We start from the raw sequence: 18,131 nt of genomic DNA on the forward strand, positions 1-18,131 counted from the left end.
GGACCTTGTGAGGCCGCCTGCAGGGTACCGGAGCGGCATGGGTGTTGGCCATGGTTGGCCAAGGTCGCTACACTGGCATGGTGATCGTCGACGTCGGCCAGGCGAAGACGGACCTGTCGAAGCTGATCGCACGCGCCGAAGCAGGGGAGGACGTGGAGATCGCTCGCAGCGGCGTCCCCGTGGTGAGGCTCGTGCCCGTCGAACCATCGAGTGCTCCTGGAGCGCGGTTCCTCGCGATGCGGGGCGCGCTCAGCGGGAGGATCACGATCCCCGACGACTTCGAGTTCGACGACGCGGAGCTCGACGAGATGTTCGACGGGCCCGCATGAGGGTGCTCCTGGACACGCATGTGGTGCTCTGGCAGCTGGAGGGGAGCCGGGCGTTGTCCGGAGCGGCGCGGGAGGCGATCGAGCAGGCCACCGAGCTGCTGTTCAGCGTCGTGTCGTTCGCCCAGATCGGCGTCAAAGTCGCGATCGGTAAGCTGTCGGTACCGGACGACCTGCAAGACCACGTGGCGCGCAGCGGTCTGCGCACCCTCGCCCTCACGTCCGGCCACGGCCTCGGTGTGGCTGACCTACCCGTGCACCACCGTGACCCGTTCGACCGACTGCTCATCGCCCAAGCCCGGGCCGAGCACCTGACGATCGTCAGTGCTGACCGGCGCTTCGCGGCGTACGAGGTATCTCTCGTCCACGCCGGTTGACGCGCCGCTCCCGTCCAGCCGCTGAGCGGTCCTTCCTGCCCGGATCGGGCGTTCACGCGTCTCTCCGAACACGGGCTGACATCCTGAACAGGTGCCTGCCGCGTCGCCTTCACGCCCCCCGCCCTTGGTTGGCTCTGCGGACCGACTGACGAGACTCCTTCCGCGCAACAGCTTCACCGGCGCAGAACTCACTCGAGCGCTGCGGCTGTTGGCCACCCACCTCGAGTGTGACCAAGCAGAGGATGTGTTGGTCACCTGGAAGCACGGTGAACTCCGTTCGGTGGAGGTCGGTCAGCTCGCCCTTCTCGCAGATCCGGAGCAGGTCACCAGGATCGACGTGAGTTGGAGCTTCGCATCAGTCGTACCCGCAGACTCCCCGCCTCCTGCAGGAGGCCGCACGCTCCCGGGCCGAGTCTCGGGCACGCTCGTGGAGCGACGACGTGGAGTTTCGGCTTGGGTGCTGGGGCCCTGGCGTCGCGGCCGCCTGACCGTCGAGCACGGTGGGTGGGCCAGGGTCGGCCTCAACGCGTGTTCGACGTACCTGGTGGCGCGCCGGCCCGCGGTGGCCTTCACGAAGGACCGCCTTTTGGGAACCACTCCCCTGTTCGTGATCGTCTTGGTCGTCGGCTTCAGCCTGTCCTTCACGCAGTGGCGCACGTATCCGTCGGGGCCGCCATTCTTCAGTGCGATCACATTGCGGGCCGTCGTCCTTGCTATCCTCTACGCCGCGCTGTACTACTGGCTCTTCGCGCTGCTCGCCGGAGGCACGCGCCTCGTCGAGCCAGCGCAGGTGATGAGGTGGTCCTGGCTGACGCCCGCGATCGTGGCCGGTCTCGCGGGACCGGCCATCGCCCTGCTGGCTCTGCTGCTCACCGTGCTCACGGGCCTGGTGCGCGCCTCCGGCGTCCTCGGCGCAGGCTAGTCGTCCCTGGCCCGCACCTCTCACTAGGCTCGCAGTGTGCGCATCGCGAGGTTCACGACGGGCGAGGACCCCCGCTTCGGGCTGGTCGAGGGCGAGGCGGGGGAGGAGGTCCTGCACGTCGTCGTCGGGGACCCCCTCTACGCGCCGCTGCAGCCCACGGGCGAGCGGGTCCCGCTCGCCGACGCCCGCCTGCTCGCCCCCGTGATCCCCCGCAGCAAGGTCGTCGGGATCGGCCGCAACTACGCCGAGCACGCCGAGGAGCTGGGCAACGACGTGCCGCAGCGACCGCTGGTCTTCCTCACCCCCAACACCGCGGTCGTCGGCCCGGGCGACCCCGTGGTCCTGCCCGAGGGCTCGCAGGAGGTGCACTACGAGGGCGAGCTGGCCGTCGTCATCGGCCGCGTGTGCAAGGACGTGCCGCGCGAGCGCGCCCGCGAGGTCGTCCTCGGCTACACGTGCGCCAACGACGTCACCGCCCGCGACTGGCAGCGCAGCGACGGGCAGTGGGCGCGGGCCAAGGGCTTCGACACCTCCTGCCCGCTGGGGCCGTGGATCGTGCCGGACCTCGACGTGGCGGACCTGCGCGTCACCACCCGCCTCGACGGGCGCACGGTGCAGGACGGCACCACCGCCGACATGGTCTTCGACGTCCCGGACCTCGTGGCCGCCGTCAGCGCCGCCTTCACGCTGCTGCCCGGCGACGTGATCCTCACCGGCACCCCCGCCGGCGTGGGGCCGCTGGCCGAGGGGCAGCGCGTGGAGGTCGAGGTCGAGGGCGTCGGCGTCCTGGCGAACCCGGTGGTGCGCCGGTGAGCGCGGCCAGCACCACGGGCGCGACGGGCACGGCCCCGGCCGGGCTGCCCGCCAGCGCCGGGGACCGGCCCGTGCGGGTGCGCTTCTGCCCGTCCCCCACCGGCGTCCCGCACGTGGGGCTGGTGCGCACGGCGCTGTTCAACTGGGCCTACGCCCGGCGCACCGGGGGCACGCTGGTCTTCCGGATCGAGGACACCGACGCCGCCCGCGACAGCGAGGAGTCCTACGCGCAGCTGCTGGACGCGCTGCGCTGGCTCGGCCTCGACTGGGACGAGGGCGTGGAGGTCGGCGGCCCGCACGCGCCGTACCGGCAGTCCCAGCGCGGCCCGGTCTACGCCGACGTCCTGCACCGCCTCGCGCAGGCCGGGCGCGTCTACGAGTCCTTCTCCACCCACGAGGAGGTCGAGGCGCGCCGCACGCGGGCCGGGCTGGACCCCAAGCTCGGCTACGACAACGCCGACCGCGACACGTCGCCCGAGCAGGCGGAGGCGCTGCGGGCGCAGGGCCGCTCGCCGGTCTGGCGCGTGCGGATGCCCGACTCCGACGTCGTCGTCGAGGACCTGGTGCGGGGCACCATCACGTTCCCGGCCGGCAGCGTTCCCGACTTCGTCGTCGCGCGCGCCGACGGGGCGCCGCTGTACACCCTGACCAACCCCGTCGACGACGCCCTCATGGGCATCACGCACGTGCTGCGCGGGGAGGACCTGCTCGCCTCCACGCCGCGCCAGGTCGCCCTCTACCAGGCGCTCGTCGCGATCGGCGTCACCTCGACGGTGCCCCGCTTCGGCCACCTGCCGTACGTGATGGGGGAGGGCAACCGCAAGCTGTCCAAGCGCGACCCCGAGTCGAACCTGTTCCTGCACCGCCAGCGCGGGTTCCTGCCCGAGGGCCTGCTGAACTACCTGGCGCTGCTGGGGTGGTCGATCGGCCCCGACCGCGACGTGTTCACCCCCGCCGAGCTCGTGGCCGCCTTCGACGTCGCGGACGTCGTCCCCAGCCCCTCCCGCTTCGACCTGCGCAAGGCCGAGGCCATCAACGGCGCGCACGTGCGGATGCTGGCGCCCGAGGACCTGCGCGACCGCCTCCTCCCGCACCTGCGGTCCGCCGGGCTGCTGCCCGAGCACCCCGGCGCCGAGCAGCTGGCGCTGCTGGACGCCGCGGTCCCCCTCGTGCAGGAGCGCATGACCCTGCTCGGGGAGGCGCCCGGGATGCTCGGCTTCCTCCTCGTGCCCGACGACGCCCTGGTGGTGGAGGAGGACGCCCGCGCCTCCCTGCGCCCGGAGGCGGCGCAGGTGCTGGACGCCGCGCTCGCGGTCCTGCCCGGCCTGCAGGACTGGTCGGCCGCCGGGATCGAGGCCGCGCTGCGCGCGGCCGTGGTGGACGGGCTGGGCGTCAAGCCGAAGTTCGCCTTCGGCCCGCTGCGCGCGGCGGTCACCGGACGGCGCGTCTCGCCGCCGCTGTTCGAGTCGATGGAGCTGCTGGGCCGGGACTCCAGCCTGCGCCGGCTCTCCGCCCTGCGTGCGACGCTGGACGGGTGACGCACCCGCACCCCCCGGCGCCGGGACGGCCCGCGCAGGCCGAGCCCGCGCAGGCCTGGAGCTCCCAGGTCCGGCCCGCGCAGGCCTGGCCCGCGCCGCCCCCGTCCCCGCGCGAGGCGTGGCAGCCGCGACCCCACCCGCAGCTGCTGCGGGGGCCGCGCCACCGCTGGTGGCGCCCGCTGGTGGGCCTCGCCGTCGTGGTGGCGGGGATCGCCGTCGTCCTCGTGGCGACGGCGATCGCCCTGGTCGCGGCGGCGCTGGCCCGGGGGATCGACCCCGGGTCCCCGGAGTTCGCGAGCGCGGCGTTCCTCGCCTCCTGGCCGTCCCTGCTGCTGACCAACCTCTCGCTCGCCGCCCTCATCCCGCTGTCGTTCCTCGCCGTGCAGGCCGGGCACCTGTGGCGCCCGCGCTGGGTCTCCTCCGTGCGGGGCGGGCTGCGGTGGCGCTGGCTGGCCCTCGCGGCGGCCGCCACGACCGCGGTCTTCGCGCTCGTGCAGGGCGGGTTCATGATCGCCGAGGGCTGGCGGCCCGCGCAGGTCGACGACCTCGTCCCGCTGCTGCTCGTGGTCCTGCTGACCACCCCGTTCCAGGCGGCGGGGGAGGAGTACCTCTTCCGCGGCTGGCTCTCCCAGGCCGTCGGCTCGCTGTTCGCGCGCGCCGCCGTGGGGGCCGTGGTGGCCGGCGCCGTCTCCGCGCTGCTCTTCGCCGCCGCCCACGGCGGCCAGAACCCGTGGCTGTTCCTCGACCGCTTCGCCTTCGGCGTCCTCGCGTCCTACCTCGTGTGGCGCACCGGCGGCCTCGAGGCCGCCATCGCGCTGCACGCCGTGAACAACGTCGCCGTCTTCGTCCCCACTATCCTCGCGGGCGAGCTGGAGGCGGCGCTGCAGGTCACGGAGGCGCCGCTGGCGGCCGTGGTCTGGGACGTCGCTCTGCTCGCTGGGACCGGGCTGCTGCTCCTGCTGCTCGCCCGGTGGCGCCGCGTCGAGCGGCTCTTCGTCCCGCCCGCCCCGGTGCTGGGCGGGGAGCCGGCACACCCCTCCCCGGCGGTCGTCGGGCCCTGCGGGCTCGGGTAGAGTCTCCTGTCGGCGCGGCCGCGGGGCACTGCCCCGGCAGCCGTGATCACCATGGGGTATGGTGTAATTGGCAGCACGACTGATTCTGGTTCAGTTAGTCTAGGTTCGAGTCCTGGTACCCCAGCGGCCCCGTTGTGTAGCGGCCTAGCACGCCGCCCTCTCAAGGCGGTAGCGCGGGTTCGAATCCCGTCGGGGCTACGTCGAGGGCCCGGTGCACCACAAGGTGCACCGGGCCCTCAGCCGTCCCACCCGGCTGCCCGGCCCCGGCTCGGCCCCGGCGCGGTCACGAGCCGCCGCTCGCGAGCGCCTCGGTCAGCCGCTCGCCGGCAGCCACCACCGTCTCGGCGTGCAGGCGCCCGGGCTGGCGGCCCAGGCGCTGCAGCGGCCCCGAGATCGACACGGCCGCGACGACGCGCCCCGAGGGCCCGCGCACGGGTGCCGAGACCGACCCCACGCCCTCCTCGCGCTCTCCCACGCTCTGCGCCCACCCGCGCCGGCGCACGCCCGCCAGCGTCGTGGCGGTGAAGGAGGCGCTGGCCAGCCCGCGGTGCAGGCGCTCCGGGTCCTCCCAGGCCAGCAGCACCTGCGCCGCCGACCCGGCCAGCATCGTCAGCGACGCGCCGACCGGCACCGAGTCGCGCAGCCCCACGCCGGGTCGCTCGACGGCCGCGACGCACACCCGCGCCTCGCCCTGGCGGCGGTACAGCTGCACGCTCTCCCCGCTCGTGTCGCGCGCCTGCGCCAGCACGGTGCCGGCGGCCGCCAGCAGGCGGTCCTCGCCGGCCGCCGCGGCCAGCTCGCCGAGGCGGGCGCCGAGCACGAAGCGGCCCTGCAGGTCGCGGTCGACGAGGCGGTGGTGCTCCAGCGCCACGGCCAGCCGGTGCGCCGTGGGGCGGGACAGCGACGTGGCGCTGACGAGCTGCGCCAGGGTCGCCGGGCCCGCCTCGAGGGCGGAGAGGACGAGCACGGCCTTGTCCAGCACGCCGACTCCGCTAGAGTTGTCCATGGACCGATATTGGCGTCTCGCATGTTGAGAAGGCAAGCGACGCCGACCGACGCGTGAACGGGTGGAGGGGCGAGCATGGGCCGGACGCTGGCCGAGAAGGTGTGGGACGCGCACGTCGTCCGCAAGGGCGGCCCGGGGGAGCCGGACCTGCTCTACATCGACCTCCACCTGCTCCACGAGGTCACCAGCCCGCAGGCCTTCGACGGCCTGCGCGAGGCCGGGCGCCCCGTGCGCCGTCCCGACCTGACGATCGCCACGGAGGACCACAACGTCCCCACCCTGGCGATCGACCGGCCGATCGCCGACCCGGTCAGCCGCACGCAGGTGGAGACCCTGCGCCGCAACTGCGCCGAGTTCGGCGTCCGGCTGCACAGCCTCGGCGACGCCGAGCAGGGCATCGTCCACGTCGTGGGGCCGCAGACCGGCCTCACCCAGCCCGGCATGACGATCGTGTGCGGCGACTCGCACACCTCCACCCACGGCGCCTTCGGCGCGCTGGCCTTCGGCATCGGCACCTCCGAGGTCGAGCACGTCCTCGCCACGCAGACCCTGCCGCTGGCGCCGTTCAAGACGATGGCGATCACCGTGGACGGCGCGCTGCCCGAGGGCACCACCTCCAAGGACGTCATCCTCGCCGTCATCGCCGAGATCGGCACGGGCGGCGGCCAGGGCTACGTGCTCGAGTACCGCGGCGAGGCGATCCGGGCGCTGTCCATGGAGGCCCGGATGACGATCTGCAACATGTCGATCGAGGCCGGCGCCCGCGCGGGCATGATCGCCCCCGACGAGACGACGTTCGAGTACCTGCGCGGGCGCCCCCACGCCCCCGCGGGCGCCGACTGGGACGCCGCCGTGCGGGAGTGGTCGATGCTGCACACCGACGACGACGCGGTCTTCGACGCCGAGGTCGTTCTCGAGGCCGCCGACCTCGAGCCGTTCGTCACCTGGGGCACCAACCCCGGGCAGGGCCTGCCGCTGTCCGGGGCCGTGCCCGACCCGGCGACGATGGCCGACGAGGGCGCCCGCTCCGCCGCCGAGCGCGCCCTGGCGTACATGGACCTGCAGCCCGGCACGAGGCTGCGCGACATCGCGGTGGACACCGTCTTCATCGGCTCGTGCACCAACGGCCGCATCGAGGACCTGCGGGCGGCCGCCGAGGTCGTCCAGGGGCGCAGGGTCGCCCCGGGGGTGCGCGTGCTCGTCGTCCCCGGCTCCGCGCGCGTGCGCCTGCAGGCCGAGGCCGAGGGCCTCGACAGGGTGTTCACCGACTTCGGCGCCGAGTGGCGCAGCGCCGGCTGCTCGATGTGCCTGGGCATGAACCCCGACCAGCTCGCGCCGGGCGAGCGCGCCGCCTCGACGTCCAACCGCAACTTCGAGGGCCGCCAGGGCAAGGGCGGGCGCACCCACCTCGTCAGCGTCCCCGTCGCCGCCGCCACGGCGGTGCGCGGCACCCTCAGCTCGCCCGCCGACCTCGACGCCCCCGCCCTGGTCTGAGCCCGCCCGAGCCCGCCCGAGCCCGCCCGAGGACTGGAGAGCCCGATGGAGCCGTTCACCACGCACACCGGCGTCGGCGTGCCGCTGCGCCGCAGCAACGTCGACACCGACCAGATCATCCCGGCCGTCTACCTCAAGCGGGTCTCCAAGACCGGCTTCGAGGACGGCCTGTTCGCCGCCTGGCGCGGCGACCCGTCCTTCGTCCTCAACCAGGAGCCGTTCCGCGCCGGAAGTGTGCTCGTCGCCGGCCCGGACTTCGGCACCGGCTCCTCCCGCGAGCACGCGGTGTGGGCGCTGAAGGACTACGGGTTCCGGGTCGTGCTCTCCTCGCGGTTCGCCGACATCTTCCGCGGCAACTCCGGCAAGCAGGGCCTGCTCGCGGGCCAGATGAGCCAGGACGACGTCGAGCAGCTGTGGAAGCTGCTCGAGAACGACCCCGGAGCGCAGGTGACGGTCGACCTCGCGCAGCGCACGGTGACGTGCGGCGCGTTCGTCGCGCCGTTCTCGATCGACGACTACACCCGCTGGCGGCTGATGGAGGGCTTGGACGACATCGGCCTGACCCTGCGCAGCGAGGCCGAGATCGACGCCTACGAGGCCGCCCGCCCGAGCTGGAAGCCGGCCACCCTCCCCGTCCGCTGAGGCCGTCCTCGCGGGCGGGGAGGGCGCCGCACCCCTCAGGTGGGGTCGGCCGTCGGGTCCGCGGTGGTGTTGGCCCCCGGGGCGTCGTCGCCGGAGGGCGCCTCCTGGCGCCGGCTGAGCACGAGGGCGGCCGTGCCGAGGCCGACCCCGACCGCGGTGAGCAGGGCGCCCGGGCCGCTGCGCTCGACGCCCAGGACCCGGTCCAGGGAGTACCGCCCCGGCCCGGTGGCGGCGATCCCGGCGGCGACGACGCCGTTGATCAGCGGCAGCTCCCAGCCGCCGCCGGTCACCCACACCCCCTTGCCGCGGTGGGCGGTGCGCGCGGCGCCGACCATCTGCCCGATCACCCCGGCCGCGGACAGCGGCGTCGCCAGGCCCGCCGCGAGCCCGAGGCCGGCGACCAGCTCGGTGGCGCCCGACAGCACCGCGTAGGGCCTGCCGGGGCGGAAGCCGAGGCTCTCCATGAACCCGGCCGTGCCCTCGACGCCGTAGCCGGCGCCGAAGGCGCCGAACAGCTTGCCGGCGCCGTGCCCGGCGAACAGCGCCCCGACCCCGCCTCGGATGACCAGCACTCCCAGGTCCACAGCGCCCTCCGTCCCCGGCCCGTTCCCGGCCCGTCCTCGACCGCACGACCGGGCCCCGCGACCGCGGGACCCGCACGAGGGGCCGCATACCCGCGCTCGCGCGGATCACGCACGTCCCGCCGGCGGATCGGGCGCCCGCGGGACGCGGCCGCGCCGTCCGCGCCCGGCGCGCGCGGGCCTGGTGCAGACTGGGTCCCCTATGAGCAGCGTCCTCACGGTCTCGGGCGGTGTGCCCCTGCGGGGCACCGTGGCCGTCCGCGGAGCCAAGAACTTCGTGTCCAAGGCGATGGTCGCGGCGCTGCTGGGAGAGACCACCAGCCGCCTGCGCAACGTCCCAGACATCCGCGACGTCGGCGTGGTGCGGGGGCTGCTGGAGCTGCACGGCGTGCAGGTCTGCGGCGGCCCGGACGGCGCCGACGGCGAGCTGCTGATGGACCCGGTCAACGTCGAGCGCGCCAACGTCGCCGACATCGACGCGCACGCCGGCGCCAGCCGCATCCCCGTGCTGCTCTGCGGCCCGCTGGTGCACCGCCTCGGGGCCGCGTTCATCCCCGACCTCGGCGGCTGCCGCATCGGGGACCGCCCCATCAACTACCACCTCGACGTGCTGCGCCAGTTCGGCGCCGTCGTCGAGAAGCTGCCCAGCGGCATCGCGATCTCCGCGCCCCGCCGGCTGCGCGGCACCCGCCTGGAGCTGCCGTACCCGAGCGTCGGCACGACCGAGCAGGTGCTCCTGACCGCCGTGCGCGCCGAGGGCGTCACCGAGCTGCGCAACGCCGCCATCGAGCCGGAGATCGGCGACCTGATCGCCGTGCTGCAGAAGATGGGCGCGATCATCAGCGTCGACACCGACCGCGTGATCCGCGTCGAGGGCGTCGACTCCCTGACCGGCTACGACCACCGCGCGCTGCCCGACCGGATCGAGGCGGCCTCGTGGGCCTCCGCCGCGCTGGCGACGCAGGGCGACGTCTACGTCGCCGGCGCCCGCCAGCCCGACATGACGACCTTCCTCAACACCTTCCGGAAGATCGGCGGCGCCTTCGACATCGACGACGACGGCATCCGCTTCTTCCACCCCGGCGGGCCGCTGCGCTCGATCCCGCTGGAGACCGACGTCCACCCGGGCTTCATGACCGACTGGCAGCAGCCCCTGGTCGTCGCCCTCACCCAGGCGCAGGGCCTCTCGATCGTCCACGAGACGGTCTACGAGAACCGCATGGGCTTCACCGACGCCCTGGTGCGCATGGGCGCGACGATCCAGACCTACCGCGAGTGCCTGGGCTCGACCCCGTGCCGCTTCGGGGCGCAGGACTTCAAGCACTCGGCCGTCATCAGCGGGCCCACCCCGCTGCACGGCGCGGACATCGAGGTGCCCGACCTGCGCGGCGGGTTCAGCCACCTGATCGCCGCCCTGGCCGCCGAGGGCACCTCCCGGGTGCACGGCATCGACCTCATCGACCGCGGCTACGAGCACTTCGCCGACAAGCTGGCCGGTCTCGGGGCGCAGGTCAGCCGGGACACCGCGCCGGTCCCGGCCGTGGCCTGAGGCCCGCGCCACCGGCCGGCCCCGGGCTCCCGGCCAGCGGCGGGCTCCCGGCCAGCGCGGCGGCGGTGCGCGGGCCGACGCCGAGGCGCTGGGCCTGCGCCAGCTCCCCCGGCGTGTCGACGTCGCGGCGCAGGCGCGGGGCGTCCAGGTCCAGCCGCAGCGCGCCGGCCGCCGCGTGCGCGGCGGCCGAGCCGGCCCCGAAGCGCGGGTGCAGGCGCTCCGCGTCGGCGGCCGCGAGCAGCACCGTGCCGGTGCCCTCGGCGTCGGGGACCAGCACCGACGCGGCGCCGCGCGCCAGCGCGCCCTCGACGGCGGCGAGGGCGTCGTCGAGCACCCGCGGGCGCAGGCACGGCAGGTCGGCGAGCAGGACGGCGACCGGCCCGCCCGCCTGCGCGGCGGCGCGCACGCCGTCGCCGACCGCGGCCAGCAGCCCCGCGCCGGGGCAGGACTCCGCCACCACCCGGCCGCCGGCGTCGCGGGCGCGGGCGGCCACCTGCGGGTCCGCCGTCACGACGTGGGCCGCCGCCGTGCGGGAGGCGGCGAGGACGGCGTCGAGGCAGTCGAGCGCCACCGCCGTGGCCAGCGCCGCGCGGGGGGCCGCGGGGCCGCCCAGGCGGCTCTTCGCGCCGGGCCCGCCCTTGACCGGCAGCACCACCTGCCACCCGCCCGGCCGCGGCGCGCCCGGGGAGCTCCCGGCGGGCGCGTGCGGGGCTCGAGGGGGCACCGGGCGATCCTGCCAGCCGCCGCGGCGGACCGGCGCGGGGCAGCCGCTAGCCTCCTGGTCCGTGGCGGTGCTCCAGCGCGGGATCGGTCCGGCCTTCAACGCGGCGGCCCTGCTGCTGCGGCCACCCCTGCGGCTGCTGACCACCCGCTCGTGGCAGGGCGCGCAGCACCTGCCGCGCGACCGCGGCTTCGTCGTCGTCTCCAACCACGTCTCGTGGTCCGATCCGGTCACCCTCGCCGACTTCCTGCTCACCCACGGGGTGCGGCCCCGCTTCCTCGCCAAGCAGAGCCTGTTCGAGGTCCCCGTGGTCGGCGCGGTGCTGCGCGCGACCCGCCAGGTGCCCGTGCTGCGCGGCACCAGCGACGTCACCACCGCCCTGTCCGCGGCGCAGGAGGCGGTGCTGGCCGGTGAGTGCGTCGTCGTCTACCCCGACGGCACCCTGACCAAGGACCCGCAGCAGTGGCCCATGGCCGGCAAGACGGGCGCGGCCCGCATCGCGCTGGCCACCGGCTGCCCCGTGGTGCCGCTCGCCCAGTGGGGCCCGCACCAGCTGCTGCCCCGCGTCGGCCGCCCGCAGCTGTGGCCGCGCCCGCGCCTGCGGGTGCTCGTCGGCGAGCCGGTGGACCTGTCCGCCTTCGCCGGCCGGCCGCTGACGAGCGAGGTGCTGCGCGAGGCCACCGAGGTGGTCGTCGGGGCCGTCACCGCGCTGCTGGAGCAGCTGCGCGGGGAGAGCGCGCCGCCGCGGTGGGACCCGCGCACGGGGGCCCGGCGCCCCGCGGGCTCGGACGCGGGCCCGCTGGACGCCGCGTGAGGGCGGCCGCCGCGCGCCGCGTCGCCGTCCTCGGGGCGGGCAGCTGGGGCACCACCTTCGCCCAGGTCCTCGCCGACGCCTCCGCGCACGCCCGCGTCGTCGTCTGGGGGCGGCGCGCGGAGGTCGTCTCCGGCATCGCGGAGCGCTCCGAGAACCCCGCGTACCTGCCCGGGGTGCGGCTGCCGGCCGGCGTGACCGCGACCCGGGACGCAGGCGAGGCGCTGGAGGGCGCCGACCTCGTCGTCCTCGCCGTGCCCGTCCAGCAGCTGCGCGCCACCCTGGCGCGCCACGCGGCCGCGGTGCCGCCCGGCGCGGTGGTCGTCAGCCTCCTCAAGGGCCTGGAGGCGCAGACGCACCTGCGGGTCACGCAGGTCGTCGAGGAGGTGCTGCGCGCGCAGCCGCACGGGCCGCCGCCCGTCGCGGTGGTCTCCGGCCCCAACCTCGCGCGGGAGATCGCCGAGCGGCGCCCGACCGCGACCGTGGTGGCCGCCGCGGACGCCGCCGTCGCCGCCGCCGTCGCCCGGGCGTGCTCCACGAGCTACTTCCGCCCCTTCACGTCGCAGGACGTCGTGGGCGTGGAGGTCGCCGGAGCGGTGAAGAACCTGCTCGCCGTGGCCGTGGGCCTGTCCGAGGGCCTGGGCCTGGGGGACAACGCCAAGGCCTCGGTGATGGCCCGCGGCCTCGCCGAGACCACGCGGCTGGTCATGGCGCTCGGCGGCTCGGCGGCCACGGTCGCCGGCCTGGCCGGCGCGGGGGACGCCTTCGCCACGTGCGCCTCGAACCTGTCGCGCAACCACCGCCTGGGCGTCGGCCTCAGCCGGGGCGAGCGCCTCGAGGACGTCCTCGCCGGCCTCGGCGGAACGGCCGAGGCGGTGGCGACGTCCCGGTCGGTCACCGAGCTGGCCGCGGGCGTCGGCGTCGCGATGCCGGTGGTGGAGCAGGTCACGGCCGTGCTGCACCGCGGGCGCCACCCGCGCGAGGCGGCCGCGCTGCTGCTCTCCCGGCCCGTGGGCCCCGAGGCGGCCTAGCCGTGGGGGCCGACGCCGCCGACGGCGACGAGGTCGTCCTCGGGCTGGGCGCCGAGCCGAGCGGCCTGCGGACCGCCGAGGTGCGCCGGGTGGACGTGGCGGCAGCGACCCCCGACGACGCCCTGGCGCTCGCGGAGCTGGCGGCGCGCACCTTCCCCCTCGCCTGCCCGCCCGGGACGGACCCCGCCGCCGTGGCGCGGCACGTCGCCGAGGAGCTCGCCCCCGAGCGGTTCGCCGCCTGGGCGCGAGACCGCGACCGCGTCCTGCTGCTGGCCCGCCGGGAGGGCGCCGCCGGGCCCGCCGGGTACGTCCTCCTGGTCGCGGACCCCGCACCGCCAGCGCCCGTGGCGGGCCCGGCCGTGCTGCTGTCCAAGGCGTACGTGGCGGCCGACGAGCAGGGGTCGGGGCTGGCGCGGGTGCTCGTGGTGGCCGCTCTCGGTGCCGCCCGGGAGCGCTTCGGCGCGCGCCCGGTGTGGCTGGGGACGAACCGGCAGAACGCACGCGCGCAGGCGTTCTACCGCCGGCTCGGCTTCGAGCAGGTCGGGAGCCGGACGTTCGTCGTCGGCGGCCAGGAGCACGACGACGTCGTCCTGCTCCTGGCGGACGGCGCGCCCGCCGGCTGACGGCGCTCAGGGGCCGCCCGGGCTCCACACCGCGTCGAGCGCCTGCGCCAGGTCGCTCCACAGGTCCTCGACGTCCTCGACGCCGACCGAGAGCCGCAGCAGCGCCTCGGGGACGACGTCGGGCTCGCTGGCGTGGCGCCGGCGCCGCTCCAGCGTCGACTCCACCCCGCCGAGGCTCGTGGCGGGCAGCCACAGCCGCACGGCGGCGCACACGGCGTCGGCGGCCGCGGCACCGCCGCGCACCTCCAGGGAGACCACGGCGCCGAAGCCGCGCATCTGCGCGAGCGCGAGCGCGTGCCCGGGGTCGTCGGGCAGCGAGGGGTGGCGCACGCGGGAGACCGCCGGGTGCTCGCGCAGCCGCCGCGCCAGCTCGGCCGCCGAGGCCTGCGAGCGCTCGAGGCGCACCGACAGGGTGCGCACCCCGCGCAGCGCCAGCCACACCTCGAAGGGCCCCGGCACGGCGCCGTGCAGGGTGCGGGAGCGGTGCAGGGCCCCCAGCAGGTCGGCGTCCGCCGTGACCACCGCGCCGAGGACGACGTCGGAGTGGCCGGCGAGGAACTTGGTCACCGAGTGCACGACGACGTCGGCGCCGAGGTCGAGCGGGCGCTGCACCAGCGGTGTGGCGAAGGTGTTGTCCACCACGGCCAGGGCCCCGGCGGCGCGCGCCGCGGCGCACAGGGCGCGCAGGTCGGCGACCTCCAGCAGCGGGTTGGTGGGGGACTCCAGCCACAGCAGCGCCGCGCCGTCCAGGGCTGCCTCGACGGCCGCGGTGTCCGTGGTGTCCAGGCGCCGCACCCGCAGCCGTCCGGCGGCGGCCAGCTCGTCGAGCAGGGCCAGGGTGGTGTTGTAGGCGCCGCGCGGGGTGAGCACGAGCCCGCCGGGCGGCACGCGGTCCAGGACGGCCGAGACGGCCGCCATGCCGGAGGCGAACACCCGCGCCGGAGCGCCCTCGAGCGCCTCGAGCACCTCCTCCAGCGCCTCCCAGGTGGGGTTGGCGAACCGCGCGTACATGCGCGCCGTCGGCTCCTGCGAGGAGTGGTACGTCGAGGTCAGCACCAGCTCGGGGTTGACCGGCGCGTCCGGTGTGCGCGCAGGGCGGCCGGCGGCCACGGCCCGGGTGGCGGGGGACCAGGCGGCGCCGTGCTCGCGGGAGCTCACCCGGGAAGGCTAGGGGAGGCCAGGAGCCGTCGAGGCGCCCGCCCGGGCTCGCGCGCCCGGCTAGGGTCGCGGGCCATGGACGAGCACGGCCGACCCCCCGCCCGCCCGCGCGTCGCCGTGGTCTTCGGCGGCCGCTCGAGCGAGCACGCCATCAGCTGCGCCACGGCGGCCGGGGTGCTGGGGGCGCTGGACCGCGACGCCTGGGACGTCGTCCCGGTCGGCGTCACCCGCGAGGGCCGCTGGGTGCTGGCCGCGGACGACCCCGGCCGGTGGCGCATCGCCGCCGGGGGCGCGCTGCCCGAGGTCACCGCGGGTGACGGGCCGCAGGTGCTGGTGCCCACGGCCGCGGACGAGCGCGACCTCGTCGTCCTCGAGCCCGACCGGGTGCCGCGCGCGCTGGGCGCCGTGGACGTCGTCCTGCCGCTGCTGCACGGCCCGTACGGCGAGGACGGCACGCTGCAGGGGCTGCTGGAGATGGGCAGCGTGCGCTACGCCGGCTCCGGGGTGCTCGCCTCCGCCCTGAGCATGGACAAGCACGTCGCCCGCACCGTGCTGGCCGGCGCGGGGCTGCCGGTCGGCCCCTGGACGGCGCTGCTGCCGGGGCAGTGGGAGCACGACCCCGAGGACTGCCGCCGCCGCGTCGGGGAGCTGGGGTGGCCGGTGTTCGTCAAGCCCGCGCGCGCCGGCTCCAGCATCGGCATCAGCCGGGTCACCGGCCCGCACGGCCTCGACGCCGCCGTGGAGCTGGCGCTGCGGCACGACCCCAAGGTCGTCGTGGAGGCCGGCGTGCCGGGCGTGCGGGAGGTCGAGTGCGGCGTGCTGCAGGACGTCGGGCCCGACGGGCGGCGCGCGGTGAGCACCTCGCTGCCCGGGGAGGTCGTCGTCGGCGGGGAGCACGAGTTCTACGACTTCGAGGCCAAGTACCTCGACGAGGCCTCCGTGCAGCTGCTGTGCCCGGCGCCGCTGGACGAGGAGACCACCGCCCGGGTGCGCCAGATCGCGGTGCGCGCGTTCGAGGCGGTGGGCGCCGAGGGGCTCGCCCGCGTCGACCTGTTCCTCACCGGCGACGGGCAGCTGCTGGTCAACGAGATCAACACCATGCCGGGGTTCACGCAGCTGTCGATGTTCCCCCGCATGTGGGCCGCCACCGGGGTCGGCTACCCGGAGCTGGTGGACCGCCTGCTGCGCCACGCCCTGGCGCGCCCGACCGGCCTGCGCTGACACCGCGCCCGCGCGGGGCACCGCACCGGTGCCGCGCTCGGGGCGGCGGGCTCAGGTGCAGCTGCGCTCGCTGGGCAGGACCGAGACGGCGCCGCTGACGGCCGAGGCCACCGCCGCCAGCTCGCCGGCGGCCTCCGCCGGCGCCGACAGCTCCACCGCGGGCGCGCGCCCGAAGCTGACCCACACCACGCGGTCCCCGCCGGTCTCCTCCGGCGGCACCACGACCCAGTCCACGCCGGCCCCCTCGGGCCCCTCGACGAAGACGCACTCCCACGTCGTCGGCCCGGGGGAGGTCACGCCGCAGCGCAGCACGACCGGCGGGTCACCCCAGGCGGCGGTCGCCTGCGCGGTGGTCTCCCGGCGCGCCTCGTCGCCGACCTCCTCCGGCAGGGCGACGAGCACCTGCGAGCAGATCGGGTCCGTCGCGTCCGGCGCCGCCCGCGCCGTGACGGCGGCCGCGCACCCGCCCAGCGCCGCGCTCGCCAGCGCCGCTGCGGCGGCCCCGGCGAGCGCGGCGGGCCGCCTCACCGGGCCGTCACTCGTGGACGACGGTGCACGTGACCGTCCTCGTGATGCCGGGCACCCGCGAGAGCGTGCCCATGACGAGCGGGCCGAGCTCGTCGACGCCCGCCGCCCGCACGCGCACGACGACGTCGTAGGGGCCCATCACGCTCTCCGCGAGCACGACGCCGGGCAGCTGCACGACCTGCGCCGCGACGTCCGCGGCGCGCCCCACCTCGGTCTGCACCAGCACGTACGCCTCGACCACGTCGACCGCTCCTCGTCGCTGCGCCGCACCGGGAGCCCCGGCACCCGACGGCGTCGGCCGGCCTGCGGAGGCGCCACGCTACCGTGCCGAGGTGCCCCCTCCCGCGCCCGACGCGCACGGTCCGCGCGTCGCGGGGCTGGGGGAGGCCGGGCTGCTGGCCCGCCTCCTGCCGCTGCTGCCGGCCGGCCCCGCGGCCCTGCTGGGGCCCGGTGACGACGCCGCGCTCGTCGCCGCGCCCGACGCCCGCGTGGTCGCCACCACCGACGTGCTCGTCGAGGGCCGCGACTTCCGCCGCGACTGGTCCGGCGGCGCCGACGTCGGCTGGAAGGCCGCCGCGCAGAACCTCGCCGACGTCGCGGCCATGGGCGCGGTGCCCACGGGCCTGCTCGTCGCGCTGGCGGTGCCGCAGGACCTGCCGGCCGCGTGGGCCGAGGACCTCGCGCGCGGGCTGGCGGCCTGCTGCGCGCGGGCGGGCACGGGCGTGGTGGGCGGGGACCTGTCGGCGGCGTCGGAGGTCGTCGTCGCCGTGACGGCCCTGGGGGACCTGCAGGGGCGCCCTCCCGTGCGCCGCGACGGCGCGCGGGCGGGGGACGTGCTCGCGCTCGCGGGGCCGGTCGGCCGCTCGGCGGCGGGGCTGGACCTGCTGCTGGCCGGCCGGGAGGACCTGGCGCCGGACCTGGTGGCCGCCCACCGCCGTCCCACCCCGCCGCTGGAGGCCGGGCCGGCGGCCGCGCGGGCGGGCGCGAGCGCGATGCTCGACGTCAGCGACGGCCTCGGCCAGGACCTGGGCCGCCTCGCCGCGGCGTCCGGGGTGCACGTCGACGTCGACGACGCGGCCGTGCGGCAGCTGGCCGCCGACCTGCTCCCGGCCGCCGGGGGCCTGGCCGGGGAGCGGGGAGGCCCGGGCCTGGCGCGGCGGTGGGTGCTGGCCGGCGGGGAGGACCACGCGCTCGTCGCCGCCTTCCCCGCCTCCGCGTCCCCGCCCGCGCCGTTCCGGCGCCTCGGCCGCGTCGTGCCCGCGCGCACCGACCGGCCCGCGCTCACCGTCGGCGGCGCCGCGGACGCCGTCCTGGGCGGCTGGGACCACTTCGCCTGACAGCGCGACGCCCGCCGGGCCGGGGCCGGGCGGGCGTCGGGACGCTCAGCGCTGACCTGCGCAGGGCGGTGTCAGCGCAGGGTCAGTACGGGGTCAGCGGGCGACCTTGCCGGCCTTCAGGCAGGAGGTGCACACGTTGACGCGCTTCGGCGTCACGCCGCCGACCATCGTGCGCACGCGCTGGATGTTGGGGTTCCAGCGGCGCTTGGTGCGCCGGTGGGAGTGGGAGATGTTGTGGCCGAAGCCCGGCCCCTTGCCGCAGACGTCGCAGGTGGCAGCCACAGTGATCTCCAGGGTCTCGTCGTGCTCGGGTCGGTCTCGGGTGCGCCGCCCGGCTCGCGCGGGGCGCGGGGGCGGCGCTGGAGGGCCCGGTGCGCACC

General features: G+C 76.5%; 21 protein-coding genes and 2 tRNA genes. 16 read left to right on the plus strand and 7 right to left on the minus strand.

Annotation, left to right across the window (positions count from 1 at the left end):
* The first annotated feature begins 77 nt into the window (after positions 1-77).
* From BLS82_RS13135 to BLS82_RS13170, 8 genes are all read left to right on the plus strand, one after another.
* Positions 78-329: a type II toxin-antitoxin system Phd/YefM family antitoxin gene (locus BLS82_RS13135; protein ID WP_369811083.1), complete on the plus strand. Its 252-nt coding sequence runs from the start codon at positions 78-80 to the stop codon at positions 327-329.
* The gene (locus tag BLS82_RS13140; protein ID WP_092866626.1) at positions 326-703 is read left to right on the plus strand and encodes a type II toxin-antitoxin system VapC family toxin; all 378 of its coding nucleotides are present in this window, start codon (positions 326-328) and stop codon (positions 701-703) included. Before BLS82_RS13135 ends, BLS82_RS13140 begins: the two co-directional genes overlap by 4 nt.
* A gap of 607 nt (positions 704-1,310) precedes the next feature.
* Positions 1,311-1,625, plus strand: a complete 315-nt coding sequence (locus BLS82_RS13145; protein WP_143028863.1) for a hypothetical protein — start codon at positions 1,311-1,313, stop codon at positions 1,623-1,625.
* Positions 1,626-1,661: 36 nt separating this feature from the next.
* Positions 1,662-2,438: a fumarylacetoacetate hydrolase family protein gene (locus tag BLS82_RS13150; RefSeq protein ID WP_092866632.1), complete on the plus strand. Its 777-nt coding sequence runs from the start codon at positions 1,662-1,664 to the stop codon at positions 2,436-2,438.
* A 44-nt stretch (positions 2,439-2,482) separates the two neighbouring features.
* Entirely contained in the window at positions 2,483-3,976 is a 1,494-nt protein-coding gene (gene gltX / locus BLS82_RS13155) for a glutamate--tRNA ligase (protein WP_092867052.1), read from the plus strand.
* Positions 3,973-5,049, plus strand: coding sequence for a CPBP family intramembrane glutamic endopeptidase (locus BLS82_RS13160; protein ID WP_092866635.1), 1,077 nt, complete (start codon positions 3,973-3,975; stop codon positions 5,047-5,049). The genes gltX and BLS82_RS13160 overlap by 4 nt, the downstream gene beginning before the upstream one ends.
* Positions 5,050-5,101: 52 nt before the next feature.
* Positions 5,102-5,173, plus strand: a tRNA-Gln gene (locus BLS82_RS13165).
* A 1-nt stretch (position 5,174) separates the two neighbouring features.
* A tRNA-Glu gene (locus tag BLS82_RS13170) sits at positions 5,175-5,247 on the plus strand.
* Between the two features lie 85 nt (positions 5,248-5,332).
* On the opposite strand, the gene BLS82_RS13175 is transcribed toward BLS82_RS13170, so the two are convergent.
* Complete coding sequence (locus BLS82_RS13175) at positions 5,333-6,055, minus strand: IclR family transcriptional regulator (RefSeq protein ID WP_092866638.1); 723 nt, start codon at positions 6,053-6,055, stop codon at positions 5,333-5,335.
* Between the two features lie 75 nt (positions 6,056-6,130).
* On the opposite strand from BLS82_RS13175, the gene leuC reads away from it, so the two are divergent.
* Entirely contained in the window at positions 6,131-7,549 is a 1,419-nt protein-coding gene (gene leuC, locus BLS82_RS13180) for a 3-isopropylmalate dehydratase large subunit (protein ID WP_092866640.1), read from the plus strand.
* Positions 7,550-7,594: 45 nt separating this feature from the next.
* Positions 7,595-8,191 carry a 3-isopropylmalate dehydratase small subunit gene (gene leuD, locus BLS82_RS13185; RefSeq protein ID WP_092866643.1) on the plus strand — a complete coding sequence of 199 codons (597 nt, stop codon included), beginning with the start codon at positions 7,595-7,597 and terminating at the stop codon, positions 8,189-8,191.
* Between the two features lie 35 nt (positions 8,192-8,226).
* Here leuD and BLS82_RS13190 read toward each other — a convergent pair whose 3' ends face one another.
* Positions 8,227-8,763 (minus strand): DoxX family protein, encoded by a 537-nt coding sequence (locus BLS82_RS13190; protein ID WP_218123894.1) that lies wholly within the window; start codon positions 8,761-8,763, stop codon positions 8,227-8,229.
* Between the two features lie 211 nt (positions 8,764-8,974).
* On the opposite strand from BLS82_RS13190, the gene murA reads away from it, so the two are divergent.
* Complete coding sequence (murA, locus tag BLS82_RS13195; protein WP_092866649.1) at positions 8,975-10,321, plus strand: UDP-N-acetylglucosamine 1-carboxyvinyltransferase; 1,347 nt, start codon at positions 8,975-8,977, stop codon at positions 10,319-10,321.
* Here the strand turns inward: murA and cofC are convergent.
* Positions 10,284-10,976 carry a 2-phospho-L-lactate guanylyltransferase gene (gene cofC, locus BLS82_RS13200; RefSeq protein WP_369811094.1) on the minus strand — a complete coding sequence of 231 codons (693 nt, stop codon included), beginning with the start codon at positions 10,974-10,976 and terminating at the stop codon, positions 10,284-10,286. The two genes, murA and cofC, sit on opposite strands and share 38 nt — an antisense overlap.
* A gap of 130 nt (positions 10,977-11,106) precedes the next feature.
* Between cofC and BLS82_RS13205 the strand changes: the two genes are divergently transcribed.
* From BLS82_RS13205 to BLS82_RS13215, 3 genes are read left to right on the plus strand one after another with little or no spacing between them, the layout of a single operon-like run.
* Positions 11,107-11,856: a lysophospholipid acyltransferase family protein gene (locus tag BLS82_RS13205; protein ID WP_218123895.1), complete on the plus strand. Its 750-nt coding sequence runs from the start codon at positions 11,107-11,109 to the stop codon at positions 11,854-11,856.
* Entirely contained in the window at positions 11,853-12,884 is a 1,032-nt protein-coding gene (locus tag BLS82_RS13210) for an NAD(P)H-dependent glycerol-3-phosphate dehydrogenase (protein WP_092867056.1), read from the plus strand. The genes BLS82_RS13205 and BLS82_RS13210 overlap by 4 nt, the downstream gene beginning before the upstream one ends.
* Positions 12,885-12,886: 2 nt before the next feature.
* Entirely contained in the window at positions 12,887-13,507 is a 621-nt protein-coding gene (locus tag BLS82_RS13215) for a GNAT family N-acetyltransferase (RefSeq protein WP_218123896.1), read from the plus strand.
* Positions 13,508-13,513: 6 nt separating this feature from the next.
* On the opposite strand, the gene BLS82_RS13220 is transcribed toward BLS82_RS13215, so the two are convergent.
* Positions 13,514-14,665, minus strand: a complete 1,152-nt coding sequence (locus BLS82_RS13220; protein WP_092866655.1) for a trans-sulfuration enzyme family protein — start codon at positions 14,663-14,665, stop codon at positions 13,514-13,516.
* A 75-nt stretch (positions 14,666-14,740) separates the two neighbouring features.
* Between BLS82_RS13220 and BLS82_RS13225 the strand changes: the two genes are divergently transcribed.
* Complete coding sequence (locus BLS82_RS13225) at positions 14,741-15,886, plus strand: D-alanine--D-alanine ligase family protein (RefSeq protein WP_092866658.1); 1,146 nt, start codon at positions 14,741-14,743, stop codon at positions 15,884-15,886.
* Between the two features lie 51 nt (positions 15,887-15,937).
* Here BLS82_RS13225 and BLS82_RS13230 read toward each other — a convergent pair whose 3' ends face one another.
* Both BLS82_RS13230 and BLS82_RS13235 read right to left on the minus strand, forming a co-directional pair.
* Positions 15,938-16,414 carry a DUF3515 domain-containing protein gene (locus BLS82_RS13230; RefSeq protein ID WP_092866661.1) on the minus strand — a complete coding sequence of 159 codons (477 nt, stop codon included), beginning with the start codon at positions 16,412-16,414 and terminating at the stop codon, positions 15,938-15,940.
* A gap of 7 nt (positions 16,415-16,421) precedes the next feature.
* Positions 16,422-16,655, minus strand: coding sequence for an Lrp/AsnC ligand binding domain-containing protein (locus tag BLS82_RS13235; protein WP_092866663.1), 234 nt, complete (start codon positions 16,653-16,655; stop codon positions 16,422-16,424).
* Positions 16,656-16,746: 91 nt separating this feature from the next.
* Here BLS82_RS13235 and BLS82_RS13240 point away from each other — a divergent pair, with 91 nt between their 5' ends.
* A complete protein-coding gene (locus BLS82_RS13240; RefSeq protein WP_092866665.1) occupies positions 16,747-17,751 on the plus strand; it encodes a thiamine-phosphate kinase in 1,005 nt (334 codons plus the stop codon).
* A 93-nt stretch (positions 17,752-17,844) separates the two neighbouring features.
* Here BLS82_RS13240 and rpmB read toward each other — a convergent pair whose 3' ends face one another.
* Complete coding sequence (gene rpmB / locus BLS82_RS13245; protein WP_092866667.1) at positions 17,845-18,033, minus strand: 50S ribosomal protein L28; 189 nt, start codon at positions 18,031-18,033, stop codon at positions 17,845-17,847.
* Between the last annotated feature and the right edge of the window lie 98 nt (positions 18,034-18,131).

The sequence above is a fragment of the Quadrisphaera sp. DSM 44207 genome (assembly GCF_900101335.1).
Taxonomy (GTDB): Bacteria; Actinomycetota; Actinomycetes; order Actinomycetales; family Quadrisphaeraceae; genus DSM-44207.